Source organism: Plantibacter elymi (nom. nud.), from assembly GCF_900177795.1.
Classification (GTDB): Bacteria; Actinomycetota; Actinomycetes; order Actinomycetales; family Microbacteriaceae; genus Plantibacter; species Plantibacter elymi.
Map to the genome: position 1 here is coordinate 23241 of NZ_FXWJ01000005.1, position 20428 is coordinate 43668.

Sequence of the window (20428 nt, forward strand, 5' to 3'; positions counted from 1 at the left end):
GGGGCGGCTCGCCCAAGCCGTCACTGAGTTCCCTTCGGTCACCGAGCTCCCCCGCCGGTCACTGAGCTTGTCGAAGTGCGCCCTTCGACCGGCTCAGTAACCGGGCTCGGCCGTCGCAACGCCCGCCTCACTCCACCGGCGGCAGCAGCTCGAACGCCAGCGGTTCGGTCGCGACCCCGTTCACCTGCAGCGCGATCCCGTGCGCACCCGGGTGGTAGCGACGGGTGGTGATCGCGCGGAACGAGTGCTCCCGCGTGAGGAGGATGTGCTCGCCGGGGGCCAGCTCGGTCGTCGTCAGCTTGAACGTCTTCGTCGTCTGCGAGCCGTTCGCCTTCTGGTGGTGGACGACGTAGTCGATCGCCAAGCGGGCCGTGTCGGTACCGGTGTTGCGGACGGTCGCGACGAATCGGACCGTGCCGCCGAACGGGATGTGCGCGCTGTCGACCGCGAAGCCCTCGACCTCCGTCGTCGCCGCGCCGAAGCCGAGGGCAGCGAGGGCGCCCGGGTTGCCGCGCTTCACGAGGGTACGCAGCGCGTGGCGGACGAGCGTCGGAGTGTTGGCGTCGGGGTCGGCGAGCCAGCGGCCGGCAGTTACGACGACGAGGTCGGGGTCGTCGCGGCTGAGGTCGTTGAGGTGATTGGCGACGGACCGGCGCACGTATTCGCTCGGGTCGCGGTAGAGGGCGTCGAGGATCGGGACGGTGACGCCCGGGTTCGCGACGATCTCCCGCACGCGCACGGCCCACGGCAGGTAGGGGCGGGTTCCTTCGCTGGCGAGGCGGCGGATGTGCTCGTTGTCGGAGATTGTCCAGTCGAGGACGATGGCGAGCGCGCGGTCGACGTCGTGGCGGAGCAGGGTGCGGATGGCGAACTCGGCGCTGAGGCGCTCGGTGAGTTCGGCGAGGAGCCGCAAGGCGTCGTCGAAGGCATCGGGGGTGCCCTCGTCGACAGCACGGGCCGCGACGGCGCTCGTCACCGGCCAGATCAGCCAGCCGGTGAACGCGGGGTTCGTCGCCTGGGCGGTACGGATGACGCCGGCGAGCGTCGCGTAGTCGCCCGGGACGTCCTGGAGCAGGGCGTCGCGCAGGAGGTCCGCGCGTTCGCGGAGAGCGAGGCCGTCGAGTCGCTCGGCAGCGTGGGCCGTGGCGACGAACGGGTTGCTCGGCGCGGTCTCCTGAAGCGAGCGGGTGAGGGTGCGGGCGACGGCGGTGCCGAGGAGCTCGTCTGCGAAGGGCATACGGCGATCATGGCGTGTGCCGCTGACAGGTTTGCCGCTGGGCCTGGGCTGAGTCGCCCGAATATGTTCCGTTTTCGCGCTATCTGCGACAGATCTGGGCGACTCAAGGTGCCTGGGCGTCGCCACCCGTGCTGAGTCGCCCGAAACTGTTCCAATCTCGCCCGATTCGCAACACATCAGGGCAACTCAAGGTGCCTGGGTGCCGCCGTCTCGGGAGTCAGCTGGGGTTGCCGTGAGTCGCCCGAAACTGTTCCAATATCGCCCGTTTTCCGACACATCCGGGCAACTCAGCGCGACGGCACGTTCTGCCTCCGTTCACCCGGTCGCGATAGCCTGGCGCGCATGACTGCATCGCTGACTGCCCTGGCCGAAGAACTCACGCGTCGGGGCCTCGTCGCCTCTCCGGAGATCGAGGACACCTTCGTCTACGGGCTCGCCCGCTTCGACGCGATCGATGCCGAGGTCATGCTCAACGTCGACCCCGAGCCCGAAGAGCAGGAGGGCGAGCCGGAGCCGGCGGCGCTCGCCGACTTGGCGCAGCGGGTGCTGTCGACGCCTGTGGCGGAATGGAAGGTGCTGCTCGACCGCGTGGCGTCGGAGATCGAAGAGGCCGTCGAGTCGGACGAGGTCATCGAGACCGCCGACCTGCGTGACGACCTCGTGCTGCGCTCGGTGATCGTCTTCATCGACGCCGTGCTGCTCTCGTTCGACGCGCCGAAGCAGTTCCCCGACAGCTCGGTGCTCGTGCAGCTCGACGCCGACCTCGCGTTCGAGGCCGTCGAGGTCGAGCCCGACGAGGACGACGAAGAGGGTGTCGAGTCGATCAAGTTCTCGACCGTCGAGGAGCTCGTGCGCCGCCTCTCGATGTGAGTGCGGCTGCCCCGATCCCTAAGCGTGCCGGAGGCCTGACATGGGCACGGTGACACATGCTCTCCGGCAACCGATCCTCTGGGTGCTGCTCGCCATCGCCGCCGCCTACGTGACGGTGGTACTGCTGTTCGACGCGTTCTTCGAGGGCAGCTGCCAGGAGTCCTATCCCGCCCGGTGCCCGGTAATGGAACTGGAACCCGCAGCATTGGTCGTCACAGCGCTCCTGCTCCTCGGTATCGCGGCTGTCGCAGGCGTCTTGACTCGTCGGCCCCGTTCGCGCGCTCAAGCCGCCCTCCTGCTCGCGTTGTTCGCTGCATCGATCGTCCTGAGCGTCGCGGGGTTCCACCTCTCGTTGAGCCCGGCCTGGGAGATCCGCTACTGATCTCTACTGATCGCTGCTTCTCCGCTGGTAGCGGTTCGATCAATTCCGGCCATTCGACGACAAGACCCCACGAACCGGCCGGAGCGGGTTGGTGGGGTCCTGAGCGACGACGGGCGAAGTGACTACTCGTTGAGGTCCATGCTCGAGGCGGAGCACGACGCCGATGCGTACGCGCCGGTCGAGGTGTTCTCTGCGAGCACCTTGCCGTCGACGGTGATCTTGCAGGAGATTTCACCCGCGTCGTCGGCGCCGTTCATCGCCATGACGTAGAAGGAGCTGTAGTCGAAGGTGCCACCGGCCTTGATGGTGAACTCCTTGGTGAAGGGGAGCGCCTGGTCGTTGGCCTGCTCGGTGCCGCTGTTGCCGTCGGTGAACGTCATGTACGTGATCGACGATGCGGCGGACGTGCCGGTCACCTCGTAGACCACGGTGACGTCGCGGTCGGCTTCAGCGGACGACTCGGCCTGCGCGGTCTTGATGCCTTCGCTCACGGCGCCGGCGAACCCGGCGGTGTAGGTGATCGCGAGGATGATGCTGAGGATCATCGCGATGAGCGACAGGACCGTGCCCGCGATGGCGAGGCCCTTCGACTTGTTCTTGAGGAAGAGAGCGATGATGCCGAGCACCAGGCCGACGAAGGCGAGGAAACCGGAGACGAAGTTCACGAACGGGATGAACGCGCCGATGAGCGCGACGACGCCGATGATGAGGGCGGCGAGTCCGAGGCCGTTGCCGGTCTTCGCGGGCGGCGGCGTCGGCTGGCCGAAACCGGGCTGGCCGTAGGGTGCCTGGCCATAGGGCTGCTGGCCCTGGGGTGCCTGGCCGTACGGCTGCTGACCGTAGGGCTCCTGCGGTGACGGAGGCTGCTCGGGGTAGGACATGGTGATGGTGCCTTTCTGCGGTGTTGACGGCCGGCGTGCTGGCGTCGGTCGGTGGTGCGGGGAAGCGAGTGGGAGGGCGCCTGGTCAGCGCTGCGTGCGCGACCAGGATGCCCGGCGGGTCAGTAGGGGTACGCGATGAGGCGCCGGTTGGCGGTGTCGACCTGGGACTGCATGGTGCAGAGGTCGATGATCCACCACACGAAGGCGGCAAGGATCGCGACGAAGCCGATGCCGAAGACGCTCAGCGCCCAGCCACCCCACCAGAGGGCGATGAAGCCGATGCCGGCCCCGACGTTGCCCAGATAGAACTGGTGCGCACCGAAGCCGCCGAGGAGGATCGCCAGCAGGTAGCCGGTGCCGCTCTCCTTGAGCGGACGGGCATACGGGACCGGTGCCGGGTAGGGCTGGTGGTTGTAGGGCATGGGCGCATACGCGGCCGGAGCAGCGGGCGCTCCGTACTGCGGTGGTGCGGGAAGCATCGACCTCGGCCCGGTCGGAGCGAGCGGTGCGACGGCCGAGGTCCAGGCGGTGCCGTCCCAGTACTGCTGCTGACCGGGTCGCTGCGGGTTCGGGTACCAACCAGCCGGGATGTGTCCGGGCTGCTGCGGAACGAGCGTCATCGAGGTGCTTTCGGAGAGGGCATGCACCGGCGGGAAATTCAGCGGGCAGGCGGCGAAGTCAGGTTCACGCCGTGAGGCCCCCTGTGTGTTCAGTCTGATGTCCGCACTGTGGGGGACATCAGTCCCAATGTAGGGCACGCGACCAACTTCGTGGAGGGGGGTATCCCCTGGTCTGGCCTCGGATCGCGTGTTCGTCGTCGCGGTGCGGGGCGACTGTTTCCTGCAGCGCTCGGAGCCCGTCGCTGCATGAGCGTTTCACCGTGCCGACAGGGTCATTTTGACTAGGTGAGAGAAGGTTTGGAAGTACGCTCTCGTCGCGCCACACTGGCCCGATCGTCATGACCGATTGGAGAACCATGCCCCACGCCGCCACCGAGCGTTCGACGCCTCACATCAGTACCCCTGCGCGTCGTTCGCGGCTCAGAAAGCGCGAGATCCTCCTGCTGATCGGCGCGGGTGTCGTCGACATCGCCACCCGTGTCGTGCTGGCGCGACTGACGGCCGATTTCGCGCCACAGCTGGTCGCGCTCTTCGTGAGCTTCGTGATGTACGGATTCTGACCCTGTGTGGTGAGACGGTGAAACATTCGCTACCACCGGCTACTCCCACACGGTGATCGCGACATCGGCTGACGTCTCGGTGAACTGCGTGACCTTCACTGCTGCGTAGCGACCCGTTTCCAGTCGCAGACACGTGGTGGGTTCGGCGAGCAGATGTGGCTCGAGGCTCGTCGTCTCGGCCCAGCCGGTCGCCGCCGCACAGGCTTCGAAGGAGGCTGGCCCATCATTGAGCACCAGTGCAGAAACGCCGTACCCGAGTCGGATGTTCGTGCCGTCGTACCAGATGGTGTCGGAGTACGGGGAGTTGTCTCCGCGACTGAAGTTCGGCAGGGTCGAATTCAGGTCGAGGCGGTCACCCTTCTTCGCAAGCGTGACTGAAGCTGCCGCCCGGATGTCATGTGCGTCCTCCGGGTCGACTTCGAACGGTACGAGCTGGCGGAGGTCACTGTTCTCCGATTTCAGGTCGGAGATCATCTCCTGGCGTGCCTCTGCTGTCGCCTCGGCGGCGGTGAGTTGCTCGGAGAGAGATGCGATCCGACCATCGCGGTCTGCGATGGTTGCCAGGGTTGGAATGAGCGAAATGGTCGCGGTGGTGGCGGTAAGGATTGTCGCACCGAGCGCAATGAGCGCTGTGCGATGTTGAAGGCGGCCGGTTGAGCGACCCATGCGGGTCAGTGAGGAAGTCATTCGACCATCTTTGCTCCGCACCGTGTCACTGAATGCCTAGACACGCTCATCTAGAGTATTAAACGATAGTCGTTGCGTTACGCGGCAATCTCTCGTTGCGTCCTCCTTCGCGGAGCCGCCCTACTTGTTCTCCGTCACCCCATCGACACCCGACGCGGAGCACGCCACCGACGCATACGCGCCGGTCGACGTCTGCTCGGCAACGACGTCACCATCGACCGTGATCTTGCAGGTGACGGACCCGGTGTCCTCGGCGCCGTTGGTCGCGACGAGTGAGAACGCGGTGAAGTCAGTGTCGCTGCCGGCCTTGACCGTGAGCTCCTTGATGAACGGGAGCGCCTGACCGGTGGACTGCTCCGTGCCGTTGGTGCCCGCCGTGTAGGTGGAGTAGACGATCGAGGCGTCGGTGGCGGTGCCGTTGACCTCGTAGACGACGGAGATCTCCTTGTTGGCGGCCTCGGAGGACTTCGCTTCGGCGGTCTTCACGGCGTCGCCGATGAGCCCGGCGAATCCAGCCGTGTACGTGATCGCGAGGATGATGCTCAGGACGATCGCGATGGCCGAGACGATCGTGCCGGCGACGGCGAAGCCCTTCTTCCGGTTCTTCAGGCACAGCGCGATGATGCCGAGCACGAGGCCGACGAGTCCGACGAACCCGGCGACGTAGTTCAGGATCGGGATGAACGCACCGATGAGCGCGAACCCGCCGACGATGAGGGCGGCGATGCCGAGTCCGTTGCCACGCTTGCCGGTCTTCACCGGAGCCGGGCCGGGCACCGGCAACGGGTAGGGCTGGCTCTGGGCTGGCGGCTGGTTCGAAGTGGACATGCGCGTGGTGCCTCTCTGCTGCGTTGGTTCCACCGTACCGAGGTCGACGCCGTGGTTCACTGCCGTCTTCGGTTCGTGGTCCATGCCGACAGCGAAGGGGCGGGGCATGTCAGCCCCGCCCCGTCGCTTGCCGACGCTCGGCGCTACCGGCTCGCGTCGCGCACGAGGGCCGTGTCGACGAACTGCTCGAAGCGCACGATGAGCCCACCGCGGACGACGAAGTGGTGGGCCACCCGGGCGTTCAGCTCCTTGCCCGTGTCGCGGTGCGTCGCCGTGTACCGCGCGAGCACCACGACGTTCTCGCCGTCGACCACATAGGTGTCGTCGTGCGCGGTCCAGTCGGCCCAGTCCGCACCGAGTCGTTCCATCACGTTGCTCGTGACGCCCTCCGGCGTCCGGTACGTTCCGGCGAGCGGGAAGCCGGCCATCTCGGTCCACTCGACATCGGGGGCGAGGGTCGCGCGCAGTGCGTCGAGGTCGCCTGCGGCAGAAGCGAGGTACTGCCTCCGCACGACGTCCCGTGGTGCCGAGGACGGCTCGGTCGCGGAGGTCTCGTTCAGCCCCATGTCATCTCACCCTTCGCGACCTTCGGGCCGATCTGGGCGGCGATGAGCATGCCCGAGGACGGGTACTGCTCGACGAGCGCCTGCGTCGCGGCCGCACCATCGGCGGACGCTGCGACGATCGTCTCGAACGCCTGCAGGTACGAGCGCGTGTAGTCGATGGCGGTCGCGTCGTTCGCGGTGTCGGGGAGGCGATGGCCGGCGATCACGAGCTGCGGGTCGAGAGCCTGCATCTCGTCGAGGAGCTCGATCCAGGCTGCGCGGAGTTCCGGCGTCGCCGTGTCTGCGGTCCACACATGCTCCTGCTGGAAGAGGAGGACGCCACCGAGGATGGCCCGGTGCTCCGTGTTCCAGAGGTACTGGCGGTCCGGGAGGGCGGCTGAAGAGCCCTTGAGCTCGAGGCGCTGGCCGTCAACGACGAGTGCGTCGCCGCTGAGCGGGGTGAGGGGGACGAGCCGGGTGGGCAGGTTCGCGCCGAGGGAGGCCCAGGCGGTCAGCTTGCCGTCGAACGACGCGTTGATGTGCTCGATGACGACGGGGGTGGCGACGAGCGCTGCGTCGGGGAACGCGTCCGCGACGACCTCGAGGCCGAAGTAGAAGTCGGGGTCGGCGTGGCTGACGAACACCGTGGTGAGTGTCTTACCGGAGTCGAGGATGGCCGCGACGAGGCGGTGGCCGTCGGCACGCGTGAAACCGGCGTCGACGAGGAGTGCCTCGGTTTCGCCGGTCACGAGGACGGCGGACTTGTTCTTCGAACCGGCAGGGAAGTCGAGGTCGAAGACGTCGAAGTTGAGCGTCATGGTGGTGGATCCTTCGGTTGGACGAGGCTCGGTGCGCCCGAGTCGATGCCGCGGTGCGGCGTACATGACGGTACAACAAAAGCTGACTCGTCAGCTATTCCCGATCCTCAGACAAAGATCTCCCGACCGATCGGCGGCCTGTCCCCGGCGTCTACTGTGGAGACGTGACGACTGAGAACGAGTTCGCTTCGGCGAAGGACGCCGCGAGTGATGCGCGCATCCTGGTGTTCGGTCGTCTGTTGGGCGCGGCCAACGGCCTCGAGTACCTGCTGGGCAAGGAGCTCGAGGAGCAGACGGGCCTCAGCCATTCGCTGTTCGAGCTGTTGCTGATCGTCGGTCGGGCCGGAGTCGGCGGGCTGTCGGTGCGGGACATCGCCCAGGCGAAGGTCGTCACGTCCGGTGGGGCGACGCGGCTCGTGCATCGCGCCGTCGAGCAGGGGCTGGTGAGTCGCCGGGCCTCTGCCGAGGATGGCCGGGTGCAGCTCATCGAGTTGACGGCGGAGGGTGAGCGGGCGGTCGTCGAGGCTGCTGGTCTGCATGCTCGGAACATCGAGCGTCTCATGCTGTCCGTCCTGCCGGCTGAGAACCGCGCGGTCTTCGAGGAGTCGGTGAAGACGTTGAGCAAGCACGCCTCGGGTGCTCTGCCGGTGATGCCGTAGGGCATGTCGGCTCGTGTCCGACCCGTTGGTTTCGGTGCCTGCCCTCTGGCTCGCCGAGCACCCGCTTGGCTAGGCTCGCCGCATGAGTAGCGATGTCCCTCTCGTCCCGGGCGAAGACGCCTTCCCGCTCCACATCTTCGACGCCCTCGGCTTGGATCCGGTGGTGTTCAAGGACCGCATCGGTGGGTCGGTGATGGTGATCGAGAAGCGTCCCGAGAACGGGCCGGTGACGATTCTCACCTCCGGGGTGTCACGGCTCGCGACCGACTCAGGTGAGCGGATCGAGCTCTCTGTCGAGGTCGTCGACGGTCAGCAGGGTGCCGCGATGGTCGCGCTGCGCATCGTGATCAACGAGATCGCGACCAACCGCCGGGTGCCCCCGGTGCTCGCCCCGTGGCGCAACGGCACGCCGTTCCTCAACGGGACGGAGATCTCCGCGCTCCTGGTGACGCCGTCGCGCTGGGGAGCGTCGTTCGACGAGATCCGGAACGAGGCCGGCCAGGTGGTCGGGCACGTGCGAACGCTGCGGTTGCTCACGGACGGTGAGGCCGCGGTCGCGGGGGAGCGTGGGTGGGATGCGCTCGTTACCGAGGTGGGGTCGGTGGATGCGTTGTTGGATGTGGAGCGGGCGGAGCAGTTCGGCAATCCGGGCGTGCAATAGCTCACCGCTCTCATCGATTGCCGCTGGTAGATTGACCGAATGGCGGACCCCTCACTGCGCGACGAGCTCGCCGATTTCGTGGCCGAGCGTGATTGGGCGCAGTTCCATACGCCGGAGAACCTTGCGAAGAGTATCTCCATCGAGGCAGCCGAGCTCCTCGAGTGCTTCCAGTGGGGACCGGATGCCGACACCGGTCGCGTGCGCGACGAGTTGGCCGATGTCCTCACCTACTGCTTGTTGTTGACGGATCGGCTCGGTCTCGATGCGGAGACCATCGTCCGCGACAAGCTCGAACGTACGCGGGAGAAATACCCGGTGGAGAAGGCGCGGGGGCGGTCTGCGAAGTATGACGAACTTTGAGATCACGAGTCTCGACTTCACAACGACCGAGGTAAAGCTCTGGGCGGCGGGCGATCGGCGGTTCAGCGATTGGCCTGTCGTGTATCTGTTGGATGGGCCGGTCGGGTCGTCCAAGGTTCCTTCGGCCTCGCGACGGAGGCGGGTCGGAGTCGCCGCCGAGCGTGATGTCTATGTCGGTGAGTCGCTCAACGTCGCTGCGCGTATGCGTCAGCACTTCGAGTCCACAGCGAAGGAACATCTCACCGGCCTTCGGGTGATCGTGGATGAGACATTCAACAAGTCGGTTTGTCTCGATCTCGAATCCTTCCTCATCCGCATGCTCGCCGGGGACGGCGCCTACCAGGTGCTCAATCGCAACGACGGCATCGTCGATGCCAACTATTTCGATCGCGACCGCTACCGCGAGTCCTTCGAGGACGTCTTCGATCGACTCAGGGCGGATGGTGTCTTCACTCGATCCCTTCCCGAGATCGAGAACAGCGACCTCTTCAAGCTGTCGCCGTTCAAAGCGCTCACACCTGATCAGACCATCGCTGTCGAAGGCGTGCTCGAGGGGCTCTTCGAAGACCTCACCCGGTCGCAACGAAGTACGACCGTCGTTCAAGGCGATCCCGGCACAGGCAAGACGGTCGTCGCGATCTACCTGCTGAAACTGATCGCTGACATCCGAGGCTCAGCTGCCCTCGACGAACCTGACGATGACACGCTTTTCTCGTCGTTCTTCACCGAGCGTCACCGCGAGCTGCTGCAGGGTTTCAAGGTCGGGATCGTTGTCCCGCAGCAGTCATTGCGCGCTTCGATCAAGCAGGTGTTCCGCAAGACGCCAGGCCTGCACCCGGACATGGTGATGACCGCGTTCGATGTGGGGGCATCCGACGAGGAATTCGATCTCCTCGTCGTCGATGAGGCGCACCGGCTCAATCGGCGTGCGAACCAACCATCCGCGGCACAGAACAAACAGTTCCGCGAAATCACGACCACATTGTTCGGCGCGGATGACAAGTCGAGGACTCAGCTCGACTGGATCATCGCGAAGAGCGCGCACCAGATCTTCCTGCTCGACGCCGGACAGAGTGTCCGTCCCGCGGATGTCCCCGCTGAGCACCTGCACGAGCTGGTCGCCAGAGCGCAGTCTGCTGATCGTTACGCCGGCCTTGCCTCGCAGATGCGTGTGCGCGCGGGGTCGGGTTACGTGGATTACGTCCGGAACATCCTCGGAAACCAGGTGGAGATCGAGCTGGCGCCGGACTTCGGCGAGTACGACCTCAGGTTGTTCGACGACCTCGCTGAGATGCGAGAGGAGATCCGCCAGCGGGACGCCGAGTTCGGACTCGCGCGAATGGTCGCGGGCTACGCCTGGGAGTGGAAGACGAAGAACGACAAGGACGCGTACGACATTGTGATCGACGATGTCTCCATGCGCTGGAACGGCACGCAGACCGACTGGATCGCGTCGCCGAAGGCGCTCGAGGAGGTCGGCTCGATCCACACAGTTCAGGGATACGACCTGAACTACGCAGGAGTGATCATCGGACCAGACCTGCGGTACGACGCTGAGACGAACCGCATCGTCTTCCATCGAGAGTCCTACTTCGACAAGAAAGGCAAGGAGAACAACCCGGCTCTCGGCCTGACCTACTCAGACGACGATCTCCTGCGGTACGTCACGAACATCTACACGGTGCTGTTGACGCGCGGTATTCGCGGGACGTACGTGTACGTGAGTGATCCTCCGCTAAAGGCCCATCTGGCGCGCGTCATCTCGTCAACGTCGCCAGCGACATAGCCGGCTATCTGGTGCCCCACCGTGAACATCGCGGCGACAGTGTGGCCAGTGCCCGGCATGTGAGTAGACAAGTGACGATGTATGCCCTTGCAGCTACCTTCTGAGTATGGAGGCGAAGAGTTGGGCGACCACCGCGGGCACACGCCGGAGCATGCGGAGCAATCGGGGGCGTGACACGAAGCCCGAGATCGCGGTGCGACGGTTGGTCCACGCCCAAGGCCTGCGATACCGAGTCAGCGCGCGGCCTGAACCGGATCTCCGGCGAACAGCCGACTTGTTGTTCACCCGTGCTCGCGTCGCTGTCTTCATAGACGGCTGCTACTGGCACGGATGTCCGGTCCATTACACCGCGCCCGTTGCGAATGGTCGATTCTGGGCCGAGAAGGTGGCGCGCAACCGAGAGCGGGATGGTGAAACCACAGCGGTACTGAAGTCACGTGATTGGACGGTGCTCCATTTCTGGGAGCACGAATCGGCCCATCTGGTGGCAGATGAAATCGTGGCCACGGTCCGGAACAGGCGGACTGTAGAGCTCGGCAGTGCTCGACGAGCTACTAAAGCCGGTGAAGTGACTCGGACGGATCAGAGTTGATCCGCAAGCACAGCTGCGACGGCTTGACCGAGAGGAATGGGTACGGCGTTTCCGATCTGCCGAGCGATGGCGGTCTTCGATCCTACGAACTTGTGGTCGTCAGGGAACCCCTGGAGCACGGCGGCCTCGTAGTGTGTGATCGCGCGGTCGGCAGACGGGTGCAGGTAGCGACCCTTCTCCGGCTTGAAGAACTCCGTGCGAATTGTCACCGAAGGACGGTCGACTCGCAGTCGCCCCATTACGTCGCCTGAGCCGGACTTGTGCTTCTTCCAGCAGTCGGCCAGCAACTCGTCCGGGAGGTCGAATCGGTTGCCACCAGCGGGGATGGCCGCAAACCTGGCACGGGACAGCTCCCCGTAGCGACGTCCTAGATGGAGCTCTTTCGAGGTGAACGGCCCGGCGAAGATTTTGCCAGCGAATGAAGTCTCGTCTGTATGGGGAAGGTCGATCCCGTCTGTTTCGATCAGGATCTCCGAGAATGCCTCGCCGACCGTCCGATGACGTCCGACATGCGTCGCGGCAGGGAACCCTGGAAAACCGAGGTCGCGACGGTACCCGATGATCACCGTGCGTTTGCGCGCCTGGAATGCGCCGAAATCGGCGGCATTGAAAATCTCATACTCGAACGCGTAGTCCTCCAAGATGCCCCCTGGGGACGTCGCCTCCTGAAAGTCTCGGAACTGCTTCGACTTTGCGAACGCAGCTACGTTCTCGACGACGAAGTACTTGGGCTTTGCTCGAACAATCGTCTCGGCGTAGTACTGCCACAACGAGTTCCGATCGTCCTCTTCGTCCTGCTTGCCGAGCGTGGAGAATCCTTGACAGGGAGGACCTCCCACGATGACGTCAACCTCGGGAACCGTCTCCGTCGCCAGCCAGTCTTGGATACTGCCGGGATAAACGATCCCTTCCCCGAATGTCGCCTCGTAGGATGCTGCTGCAGCCAGGTCCATCTCAACGGCCCGTACGGTCTTGAAGCGCTCGGAGGCGGCATGGAAGCCCGCAGTAAGTCCGCCAGCCCCGGCGAAGAGGTCGAGGACGCGGATCGGGTCAGTGCTCACTCTGGTCAGTGTAGCCGGCGGGGGCGACATCGTCGGATCGCGTAGCACGCGTGTTCGCCCCAGGATCGCGGCGACAGGAGCCGGGCATGCCTTGCGCGGGTGTGATCCGGCATCGATGGGTCGTAGGGCAGTCGAAGTGCCCAGGGATAGCTCGTTAACGGAACGAGACCATCGAGCATTGGGTCACCGTCTCGGACTAAAGTGATCGCAGAGTCAGGACAACGGGGTGGGGCAATGTCAGAATTTTATCCTATGTTCGCCAGTTGGGCGAAGAGTTTCGGGGTTGAACAAGCGACGAACAGGGCGAGGTCGCTGGTCCGCCTGTCGGGCGGCGAGGTGGCCGTGGTTGAAGAGATGGCGCTCAGATATCAAGCCGACGTCGCGAAGATTGAGTCCGGCGGACCCGCGATCATAGCCGCAGGCAAGCCCGCCTGGTATAGCGGGCCATCGGACGGTTCGATCTATTGGCCACCGGTCGGCGACTTTTTCGTGAACGAGGAGAATTGGCCAGCAAAAAGAATGGCGGACCTCAACCGAGCGAGCAACATAGTTGTCGCCCACACGCCGCGGACAGATTCTGCCACATTCAATTCGAGGGGTTTGGTGGTTGGGTATGTCCAGAGCGGCAAGACCACGAACTTCATTTCGGTCATCGCGAAAATGGCCGATGAAAACTATCGACTGATAATTGTGCTCTCCGGTGTTCACAATGGTCTGCGCAAGCAGACGCAACAAAGACTGTCACGTCAACTCAGCGAGACCCTGCCCGAGAAGTGGAAGCTACTGACCGACGAGACACGAGACTTTCACGCTCCGCCTGGAAACCCTTTGGCAACTCTCACACCGGACCAGACGGCGGTTGCTGTTGTAAAGAAAAATGCGGCAGTTCTTACAAGGCTTGTGAAGTGGCTGGAGCTGCAGCCATCCCAACAAGCTCTCCGCGCACTCCCGGTTCTGATTATTGACGACGAGGCGGACCAAGCTTCAGTCGCGACGAAATCAATCAACCCCCTGATTAGACGTCTTCTCAAATTGGCAAAAAAGTGCACCTACATCGGGTACACAGCCACTCCGTTCGCGAACGTATTCATTGATCCTGCGTCAGAAGATTTGTACCCCAAGGACTTCATCCTTAACTTGCCTCGACCGGAGGGGTACTTCGGTCCAGAGAAGATTTTTGGTCGGGATATCGTGGAGGGCGAGGACGATGAACCAGATGCAGCTGGGAGAGATATGATTCGAGTTGTCCCTCCGGAGACGCTCAACCTATTGCGCCCCTCTAGCGTCGCCGAAGTTTCTGGATTCGCGCCCTCGCTCACCAGCGAGCTAAAGGACGCGATCATCTGGTTTTGGCTCGCGACTGCCATCCGCAGGCACCGGGGCGATGTTGGCCACAGCACGATGTTGATGCATGTCTCTGAAAGGATCACCGTTCAGGAGGCGTACCGACAGCCTCTCCTCGAGTATCGTGATCAGATTCTCACCGGCGTGAAGGGTCAGGATGCCGACATTCTCCAGCAAATCAGACGGGTATGGGATCGAGAAGCTGTCGCCGTGCCGCGGCCTGACGCGCCACTGGATGTCGCGCTATTTGAGCAAATTCTGCACGGCTTACCACCAGTCATTGAATCGGTTCACGTGATTGTGGACAATTATCGGAGCAAGGATCGGCTCAATTACGGCGACGAGCCGCAAATCGCGATTGCCGTTGGTGGAAACACTCTTTCTCGAGGCCTGACGCTGGAAGGGCTAGTGGTGAGCTTCTTCGTACGAACGGCCAGAGCCTACGACACGTTGCTCCAGATGGGGCGGTGGTTTGGCTATCGTCCAGGATACGAAGATCTACCCCGTATTTGGATGACGGAAGAGCTTCGACTTAACTTCCGCCATCTCGCTTCTGTGGAAGCAGAGATGCGCGCCGACATCGAGGGGTATCAGCGAGTTGGTCTAACTCCCATGGACCTTGCCGTAAAGATACGCACCCATCCGGCTCTGCAAATCACCGCTAAGATGGGAGCCGCTCAACCTCAATTCATCTCGTTTGCTGGTCGTCGTTTACAGACCCGATTCTTCAAGTCCGAGGATCCTGAGTGGCTGGGTGCGAATAGAGTTGCAGCGGACAAGCTAATCAGGTCCGCGCTCAAGTATGGGCAAGAGGATGTTGAGGCGTCGCGTCGACTCGTTAGGGACGTTCCGGCCAGAATAATTCTTGACTTTTTCGAGAGTTACAGTGTTCACGAAGACTCACCTGATCTCGACCCAGCCTTGATTCGTAAATACATTGAGACTCAGACTTCATCTGGCGGTGGGCTTGATTATTGGACGATTGCTATTATGGAGAGTGACGCTGGTCAGGTACCTCTGGGGGGCATAAATGTGAGGGGCGTGACGCGCTCAAAGCTTGATGACGGTCGGCCGGGAAGGGCTGATATCAAGACACTGATGAGCAGGCGGGATCGCGTTCTTGATCTCGATGTGCGAGCTACCGAGGCCGGCACGTTAACTGAGCCGGAGCTCATGGCCCTTCGGAATAGTGATGCTCTGCACAAGAGCCGAGGTCTGCTCGTCGTCTACCCCATCGAGCCGATGAGTCCACCGATGGACCAAAGCAGGGATCGCGTACCTCTGGATGCTCAGGACTGGGTGGTCGGGATCGGAATCGTGTTCCCTGGCGAGGCCTCCGCGGGAACCCGCTTGAGTGCCACCCATCTAGCCGTCCCCCTCGACGATGTCGCACTGCTCGACGAGGCAGAGGCATACGAGACGGACACCGAGGAACCGTTCGATGCCTAGTCTGCAACTGACGACGATCAAGGCGGCCTGGGAGATGCTGGAGATTCCCACCGTATCTGAGCTGGTTGCTTTCCCTTTGCCAGTAGGCGGTCCAGACATCCGGCTTGCTGTCGACAGGAGGGGCGGCCGGCACCTCCTCGTGCAAGTGCAGGACGATACCGTGCAAGTCGGCCCGGGGACACACCTGGTCGAGGCTGTGAGGTCACTTGCATTCGCCGGGGGTGTGCACAGCTATTTGGACATCTCGGTATCGGACCATCGGCTCATGGACGAGTTCGACATGCTCGTGCTGGACGTATTGAACGGGCCTGATTTGCCATCCGCGCGCCGCATCCATGCGGCCTTGGAACGCTGGCGAACGTTGTTCCAGATCCTGGCTCGCCGCACGATGTCCCGTGAACAACTTCTGGGCTTGGCGGGGGAGTTGGCAATGCTCCGCTTGTTGCTAGAGCGGCGCCCGGAACTAGTTCGAGCTTGGAGAGGGCCCTTTGGTGCTCCGCATGACTTCGTGCTCGAAGGCGGGTGTTTTGAGGTCAAGTCCACCACGTTGGACTCGAAAACAGTCACGATCCACGGGCTAGAGCAGCTTGAACCCTATCCTGATCGACCACTGTTCCTCGTGGTATCGGTATTTGAGGAGGTAGATTTCGGACCCACGATGTCCGAACTCGTGGACGCGGTGAGAGACCTTGCGTGCGACCGCGTCGCGATCGACGAGGCACTTCGGCAAGCAGGCTGGTCCTCTTCGGCTCCTGACCTGAAATTCCTTGCCCGAGGCACCTTCGTTGTTCGAGTCTCGGACCTAACCCCACGTTTACGTCCAGCGACGTCAGGTGGAGTGCCAGTTGGAGTGGTCCACGCCGACTACAAAGTGGACGTGGAACGATTGGAGTCGATGTCCGAGTCGTTGACCTTGGAGTCGATCCTGGGGGATGTATTGGCATGACTGGTAGATGGTGGTCCCAACCGTTCGCAGAGGAGGGGTCTGCTACCGCGGACGGTATTCTGCGACAGCTCGGTCGACCAGGGCTCGACGAGCTTACGGTGCTGGTGCGCGAGGCCGCACAGAACAGCTGGGACGCACGGATTGGGACGTCGATCGAGTTCGGAGTTAGGATATGGCGCCTCGCTGATCGTCACGCGGCCTGGGCTGACGCCATGGGTTCCGGCGTTTCACAGCTGTCGGTAGATGAGCTCGGTAGTGTCTTTCAACCGGACTCCTATCTCATCTGCCTATCCGACCGCGGAACTGCCGGTTTGGGAGGACCAGTAAGGGCAAGCGTGCAACCGCTGCCAGGCGAGGAGAATGACTTTGTTCAATTCCTTCGGAATGTGGGCGAGCCTCGAGACACCCTCCTTGGGGGCGGAACATACGGATTTGGTAAGGGGATCCTCTACAGAGTCAGCCGTGTCAACACCATTCTCGTCGATACCCAGGCTCTAGTCGAAGGCAAGGTCCAGCGTCGTGTCATGGCTGCCTCGCTGGGGCAGCGATTCGATAGCGGCGGTGTACGTTTCACCGGTCGCCATTGGTGGGGGAGTATTGCAGAGGACGGAATACCTGACCCTCTGATTGACGATGAAGCGCACCATATAGGCAGGATCCTTGGCCTTCGCGGTTTTGATGGTGATGAGACTGGCACTGATGTGTACATTTTGGGTGCCGATTTCGGTGTGACCGTAGATGAAATAGATGATGACTCGGTCGAGCGGAGCCCGGAGGAGGCCGCTAGCTTCATCGCATCGGCAATTTCATGGAATCTATGGCCGAAGATGGTCGGCGATCCGGAGGAGATACGCTTCCGGGTTGAGCTGGAAGACAAGCCGGTGACGATTCCCAGTCCCAGTTCTGATGTTCAGCTACTCCCTTTTACGCGGGCGCTCCAATCGTTGCGATTAGGTCGTGGCCAAACCTACCTGCGGCCAAAGTTCGGGGAGGTCGGCAGGTTTGCAGTCGAGAGTGTCGTGGTTCCTCTCGGGGCTGAAGGATCGACCGACCCGGCTGCTAGGGCCTTCCAAGGCGCGAGTCATCACGTAGCACGGATGCGGGACACTGAGCTGGTGGTCGACTATCTGGAAGGTCCGGTGCCCTCCGACGTGTTGTTGCAGTATGGTGCCGTCTTTCGAGCGTCTCCGGAGGCCGACGAAGAATTTGCCAGCGCAGAGCCGCCCACACACGACAATTGGGTCGAACAAGGTTTAGCTCCGCCAGCGCTCGCCATCGTTCGGGGCGCACGTCACTGGATCCGGGGCAAGCTGCGATCTCTATACGAACCCTCGGGTGTCGAGGTCGATGGGATCGGGGGCCTCGGCGGGCTTTCGAGCCGCCTCGCGAGTTTGGCGCCAGCGCTGGAAGCGGGGGGCGCGGGTTGGGTCTCCGCCCGGACGCCCAACAAGGGAAATGCGGCGAGGCGAGGTGGTTCCATCCGTGTCGGACCGCCCAAGATCGAAGTACGCGATCAGTCGGCGGTCGTCGTAAGTGAGGTAAGCCTCGAGGTCGTCGATCGTCAGCGCAGACTGACCTGCGTTCCCTCAGTCGTGGTCGACGGCAGTCGGGAGGGTAGAGCGCCGGCAGGTCTTCGAGCCCCAAGAGTCCTTCGATGGGAGACCTGCAGTGGCGTGGCCCTGTCCTCGGGCGACACCTTAGATGTGGATGCGTCCTCACCCAAGTGTCTCATTGTCGTGACCGAGCTACTTCCTGACGCGGTCACGCGAATCGACGTACGGGAATCTGGGCTGCATGCGTGATCTGAGGCCGTATTTCGTTCCTGCCGAGGAGCTTGTGGTGGCTACGCCTTGGGCGCTCGCGGGCAAGGTTCTCCCTGATTTTCTCGAGGGGTGGGATCCCCAGACCGATCTGGAACTTTCCTGCGCTATCGCGGTAGAAGTGGATGAGTTCCTTACTATGGCTCGGCTACCCGCTGACACGCGCCTAAGACTCACTGTGTCCTGGTCCAGCTCAACGTCAGGCATGAGCGACTGGGTCTATCTGGAAGATCTCAGGCGAGCGCAGACTGTCGACGCACTTCTACCCGGAGAACGTATTGGCGGAACTGTTGTACTACGCACGACCATCACTCTGGCAGAAGACCGCCAACCCATGGGCCCGGGAGAGGTTCACCGAGCCGGCTCTGTCCTCTGGGAGAGGCTGCAGTCGGTCCGTTTGCATGGTGAGGGCTCGATGTTTCCCATCGGAGTGGCCGACTTCGCAGGTACGCCGTACGGTGCGAATGCGAGCTGGTATCTCCAAACCTCGGAAGATTTGTCCGCTCCTTTCCTGGGCACTTTTCTTCTTCTGGTCAACTCTCGAGACGAAGCGTTGATCGCGGCGATCAATCAGAAGAAGACCTCCCCGTTAGGTCAACAATTGCTCAGTAACCTGGAGGCGGGGGTGGCGATGATAATGATCGAGTTGGCATTGGGTCACGAGGGCGCCGATCTCGGCTCCTATTCCGACGATTCCGTCGGAAGCGTGCTGAGTCGATATCTAACTATGGCCCATGAGGAAGGCTTGACCTCAGCCGTTAGGGCGGATGATCCAGGTCGCTTTCGGTCGCTCGCGGAGAGCATCGTGCGGGCTCACGGCTACGGCAGGACATTTGAATGAAGGCTCTTTTGCCAAGGCTGCCAGCTGGTCTTGCCGCTAGTCTGTTCGACGACGGGGTGGCTAACCTGAAGCCGTCACTTTCCCACCCGGCTCAGGTCTATGCGCCTGTTGGCGGTGCGCGTGCTGATGAGCACAAGCTCGCGGAAGCGCGAACGATGCTGTTTGAGGTTGCTGTTGCGTTTGGCTTCCCGGATGTTCCTCCAGATGCAGGTCGCATTGCATTTGATCGTGCTGCTGCTGCTGTGATCGTTATTGCATTTGACTTGACTTGGGCCGAGGCGGGAGCTCGCGATGTTTGGTCCTTCGTGTCCCTCGTGCTTATGCCCGATATCACGCGGTGGCGTTTTAGCGATAGTGTCAACCGCGAGCGCTGGATTGCGACAGACCTCACGAGACACATGTGGAGTCGCCTATGGTGGCAGGGGACCATTTTCGGTAATGACGACGATCTACTACGTGCTCTCTCCGAAAGCGACCTGAACCAGCTACTGGAGAGACGTTCCATCGGGGGTGACCCCAACCTGGTACGCAGCTTGGGGAGGGCCGTGGTGCAGAGCGAGCGTCAAGTTACTCGTCGCGAGCTCATCCGCGAATCGACTGCGCGGATTCGACGAAGGTTGGCTTTCATCGACGCGAGGACGCTGAGCCAGCTGCAGCTGGATGCAATGTGCGCGGCGATCGTCGACGAAAGCGCAAGCGCGATCCTGGACTGGAAAGCTGCGTCAACCGAGGCAGTATCTCTGTGAGGGGTTGTTGACAGCATCCCTCTGTGGCTCTGTGGCTCTGTGGCTCTGTGGCTCTGTGGCTCTGTGACGTGCTTCGTCACAGGTCTGTAGGGTTTGCTGAGGTCGACAACACACCCTTGGGCTAACCGCCTTTGGCTTGCGTGACGGCTTGGTCCGAGCAGGATCGAAACGTGGTTTGAGGTCGCTAGGCCGTTGGCCCACCTACCCACTCGATGAAAGGCCGCAACCGTGGACGCTTCTGAACTCAACTCCATCGTCGGTCAGGGGCTGGAGCAGCTTGGATTGGGGCTTCTCCCCGTCGTCGAGGGCGCCTTTGCCGAGGCAGTTCCAGGGGTCGAGTGGACTCGGATCCTCGAGGAGAAGGACCGCGCAGCCGGGGGCGGGCATGGGCGGTACTCGGCGACCGACGTGTCGCTCATGCTTCGGGCGATGACCGAGCGGATCGGGGAGCTGGGGTACCCGTTCGACCGCGTGCTGTCGCGGAGCGCTCGCGGGTATGCGAGTGAGCTTCGGGAGGTCCGGAACGCCTGGGCGCATAACGCAGGGTTTACGGAGCAGTCGGCGTATCGGGCATTGGATTCGATGCAGTTATTGCTGGAGAGTGTTGGGGCGGCGGAGCAGGCTGCGGTTGTGGGGGAGTTGAAGGGGCGGGTGTTGAGCCCTTCGACAGGGTCGGGGACCGAGACGGGTGCGTTGACGAAGACGGCGAACGAAGACGAGATGGGCCCTTCGACA

General features: G+C 62.8%; 21 protein-coding genes and 1 pseudogene. 14 read left to right on the forward strand and 8 right to left on the reverse strand.

The annotated features are described in order from the left end of the window. Positions 1 to 127: 127 nt before the first annotated feature. Positions 128 to 1237 (reverse strand): DNA alkylation repair protein, encoded by a 1110-nt coding sequence (locus CCK91_RS15325; RefSeq protein ID WP_086474758.1) that lies wholly within the window; start codon positions 1235 to 1237, stop codon positions 128 to 130. A gap of 342 nt (positions 1238 to 1579) precedes the next feature. On the opposite strand from CCK91_RS15325, the gene CCK91_RS15330 reads away from it, so the two are divergent. Together CCK91_RS15330 and CCK91_RS15335 are read left to right on the forward strand one after the other, a co-directional pair. After that, positions 1580 to 2107, forward strand: a complete 528-nt coding sequence (locus tag CCK91_RS15330) for a hypothetical protein (protein ID WP_086474759.1) — start codon at positions 1580 to 1582, stop codon at positions 2105 to 2107. 40 nt (positions 2108 to 2147) lie between these two features. Next, a complete protein-coding gene (locus CCK91_RS15335) occupies positions 2148 to 2489 on the forward strand; it encodes a hypothetical protein (RefSeq protein ID WP_086474760.1) in 342 nt (113 codons plus the stop codon). Between the two features lie 122 nt (positions 2490 to 2611). On the opposite strand, the gene CCK91_RS15340 is transcribed toward CCK91_RS15335, so the two are convergent. Both CCK91_RS15340 and CCK91_RS15345 read right to left on the reverse strand, forming a co-directional pair. Further along, positions 2612 to 3370, reverse strand: a complete 759-nt coding sequence (locus CCK91_RS15340) for an MmpS family transport accessory protein (protein WP_086474761.1) — start codon at positions 3368 to 3370, stop codon at positions 2612 to 2614. Positions 3371 to 3489: 119 nt separating this feature from the next. After that, complete coding sequence (locus CCK91_RS15345; protein WP_086474762.1) at positions 3490 to 3990, reverse strand: DUF2510 domain-containing protein; 501 nt, start codon at positions 3988 to 3990, stop codon at positions 3490 to 3492. A gap of 356 nt (positions 3991 to 4346) precedes the next feature. Between CCK91_RS15345 and CCK91_RS15350 the strand changes: the two genes are divergently transcribed. Continuing rightward, positions 4347 to 4550 carry a hypothetical protein gene (locus tag CCK91_RS15350; RefSeq protein ID WP_086474763.1) on the forward strand — a complete coding sequence of 68 codons (204 nt, stop codon included), beginning with the start codon at positions 4347 to 4349 and terminating at the stop codon, positions 4548 to 4550. A gap of 39 nt (positions 4551 to 4589) precedes the next feature. On the opposite strand, the gene CCK91_RS15355 is transcribed toward CCK91_RS15350, so the two are convergent. The 4 genes from CCK91_RS15355 to CCK91_RS15370 all read right to left on the reverse strand — a co-directional run bounded on the left by CCK91_RS15355 (position 4590) and on the right by CCK91_RS15370 (position 7428). After that, entirely contained in the window at positions 4590 to 5237 is a 648-nt protein-coding gene (locus CCK91_RS15355; RefSeq protein ID WP_133060011.1) for a hypothetical protein, read from the reverse strand. A gap of 120 nt (positions 5238 to 5357) precedes the next feature. Then, a complete protein-coding gene (locus CCK91_RS15360) occupies positions 5358 to 6065 on the reverse strand; it encodes a DUF4190 domain-containing protein (RefSeq protein WP_165767065.1) in 708 nt (235 codons plus the stop codon). Positions 6066 to 6208: 143 nt separating this feature from the next. Then, entirely contained in the window at positions 6209 to 6631 is a 423-nt protein-coding gene (locus tag CCK91_RS15365; protein WP_086474766.1) for a nuclear transport factor 2 family protein, read from the reverse strand. Continuing rightward, complete coding sequence (locus CCK91_RS15370) at positions 6622 to 7428, reverse strand: MBL fold metallo-hydrolase (protein ID WP_086474767.1); 807 nt, start codon at positions 7426 to 7428, stop codon at positions 6622 to 6624. Before CCK91_RS15370 ends, CCK91_RS15365 begins: the two co-directional genes overlap by 10 nt. Positions 7429 to 7592: 164 nt before the next feature. Between CCK91_RS15370 and CCK91_RS15375 the strand changes: the two genes are divergently transcribed. From CCK91_RS15375 to CCK91_RS15395, 5 genes are all read left to right on the forward strand, one after another. Continuing rightward, the gene (locus CCK91_RS15375; RefSeq protein WP_086474768.1) at positions 7593 to 8087 is read left to right on the forward strand and encodes a MarR family winged helix-turn-helix transcriptional regulator; all 495 of its coding nucleotides are present in this window, start codon (positions 7593 to 7595) and stop codon (positions 8085 to 8087) included. Positions 8088 to 8169: 82 nt separating this feature from the next. Next, positions 8170 to 8748, forward strand: coding sequence for a suppressor of fused domain protein (locus CCK91_RS15380; RefSeq protein ID WP_086474769.1), 579 nt, complete (start codon positions 8170 to 8172; stop codon positions 8746 to 8748). A 39-nt stretch (positions 8749 to 8787) separates the two neighbouring features. After that, a complete protein-coding gene (locus CCK91_RS15385) occupies positions 8788 to 9108 on the forward strand; it encodes a nucleotide pyrophosphohydrolase (RefSeq protein WP_086474770.1) in 321 nt (106 codons plus the stop codon). Further along, entirely contained in the window at positions 9095 to 10894 is a 1800-nt protein-coding gene (locus tag CCK91_RS15390; protein WP_086474771.1) for a DUF2075 domain-containing protein, read from the forward strand. Before CCK91_RS15385 ends, CCK91_RS15390 begins: the two co-directional genes overlap by 14 nt. Positions 10895 to 11000: 106 nt before the next feature. Further along, entirely contained in the window at positions 11001 to 11486 is a 486-nt protein-coding gene (locus CCK91_RS15395; RefSeq protein WP_086474772.1) for a very short patch repair endonuclease, read from the forward strand. Here the strand turns inward: CCK91_RS15395 and CCK91_RS15400 are convergent. Then, entirely contained in the window at positions 11477 to 12547 is a 1071-nt protein-coding gene (locus tag CCK91_RS15400) for a DNA cytosine methyltransferase (RefSeq protein ID WP_086474773.1), read from the reverse strand. The two genes, CCK91_RS15395 and CCK91_RS15400, sit on opposite strands and share 10 nt — an antisense overlap. Positions 12548 to 12799: 252 nt before the next feature. Between CCK91_RS15400 and CCK91_RS15405 the strand changes: the two genes are divergently transcribed. From CCK91_RS15405 to CCK91_RS20140, 6 genes and pseudogenes are all read left to right on the forward strand, one after another. Then, positions 12800 to 15340: a Z1 domain-containing protein gene (locus tag CCK91_RS15405; RefSeq protein WP_165767066.1), complete on the forward strand. Its 2541-nt coding sequence runs from the start codon at positions 12800 to 12802 to the stop codon at positions 15338 to 15340. Beyond that, on the forward strand, positions 15333 to 16286 hold the full coding sequence (locus CCK91_RS15410) for a PD-(D/E)XK motif protein (RefSeq protein ID WP_165767067.1): 954 nt from the start codon (positions 15333 to 15335) through the stop codon (positions 16284 to 16286). Before CCK91_RS15405 ends, CCK91_RS15410 begins: the two co-directional genes overlap by 8 nt. 335 nt (positions 16287 to 16621) lie before the next feature. Beyond that, the gene (locus tag CCK91_RS19505) at positions 16622 to 18088 is read left to right on the forward strand and encodes a hypothetical protein (RefSeq protein WP_133060012.1); all 1467 of its coding nucleotides are present in this window, start codon (positions 16622 to 16624) and stop codon (positions 18086 to 18088) included. A gap of 223 nt (positions 18089 to 18311) precedes the next feature. Further along, a complete protein-coding gene (locus tag CCK91_RS15415) occupies positions 18312 to 18947 on the forward strand; it encodes a hypothetical protein (RefSeq protein ID WP_133060013.1) in 636 nt (211 codons plus the stop codon). Further along, positions 18944 to 19693 (forward strand): DUF6339 family protein, encoded by a 750-nt coding sequence (locus CCK91_RS15420; RefSeq protein WP_133060014.1) that lies wholly within the window; start codon positions 18944 to 18946, stop codon positions 19691 to 19693. Before CCK91_RS15415 ends, CCK91_RS15420 begins: the two co-directional genes overlap by 4 nt. Positions 19694 to 19921: 228 nt before the next feature. Then, positions 19922 to 20290, forward strand: a pseudogene (locus CCK91_RS20140) (Swt1 family HEPN domain-containing protein); the annotation flags it as partial. Positions 20291 to 20428: the final 138 nt, after the last annotated feature.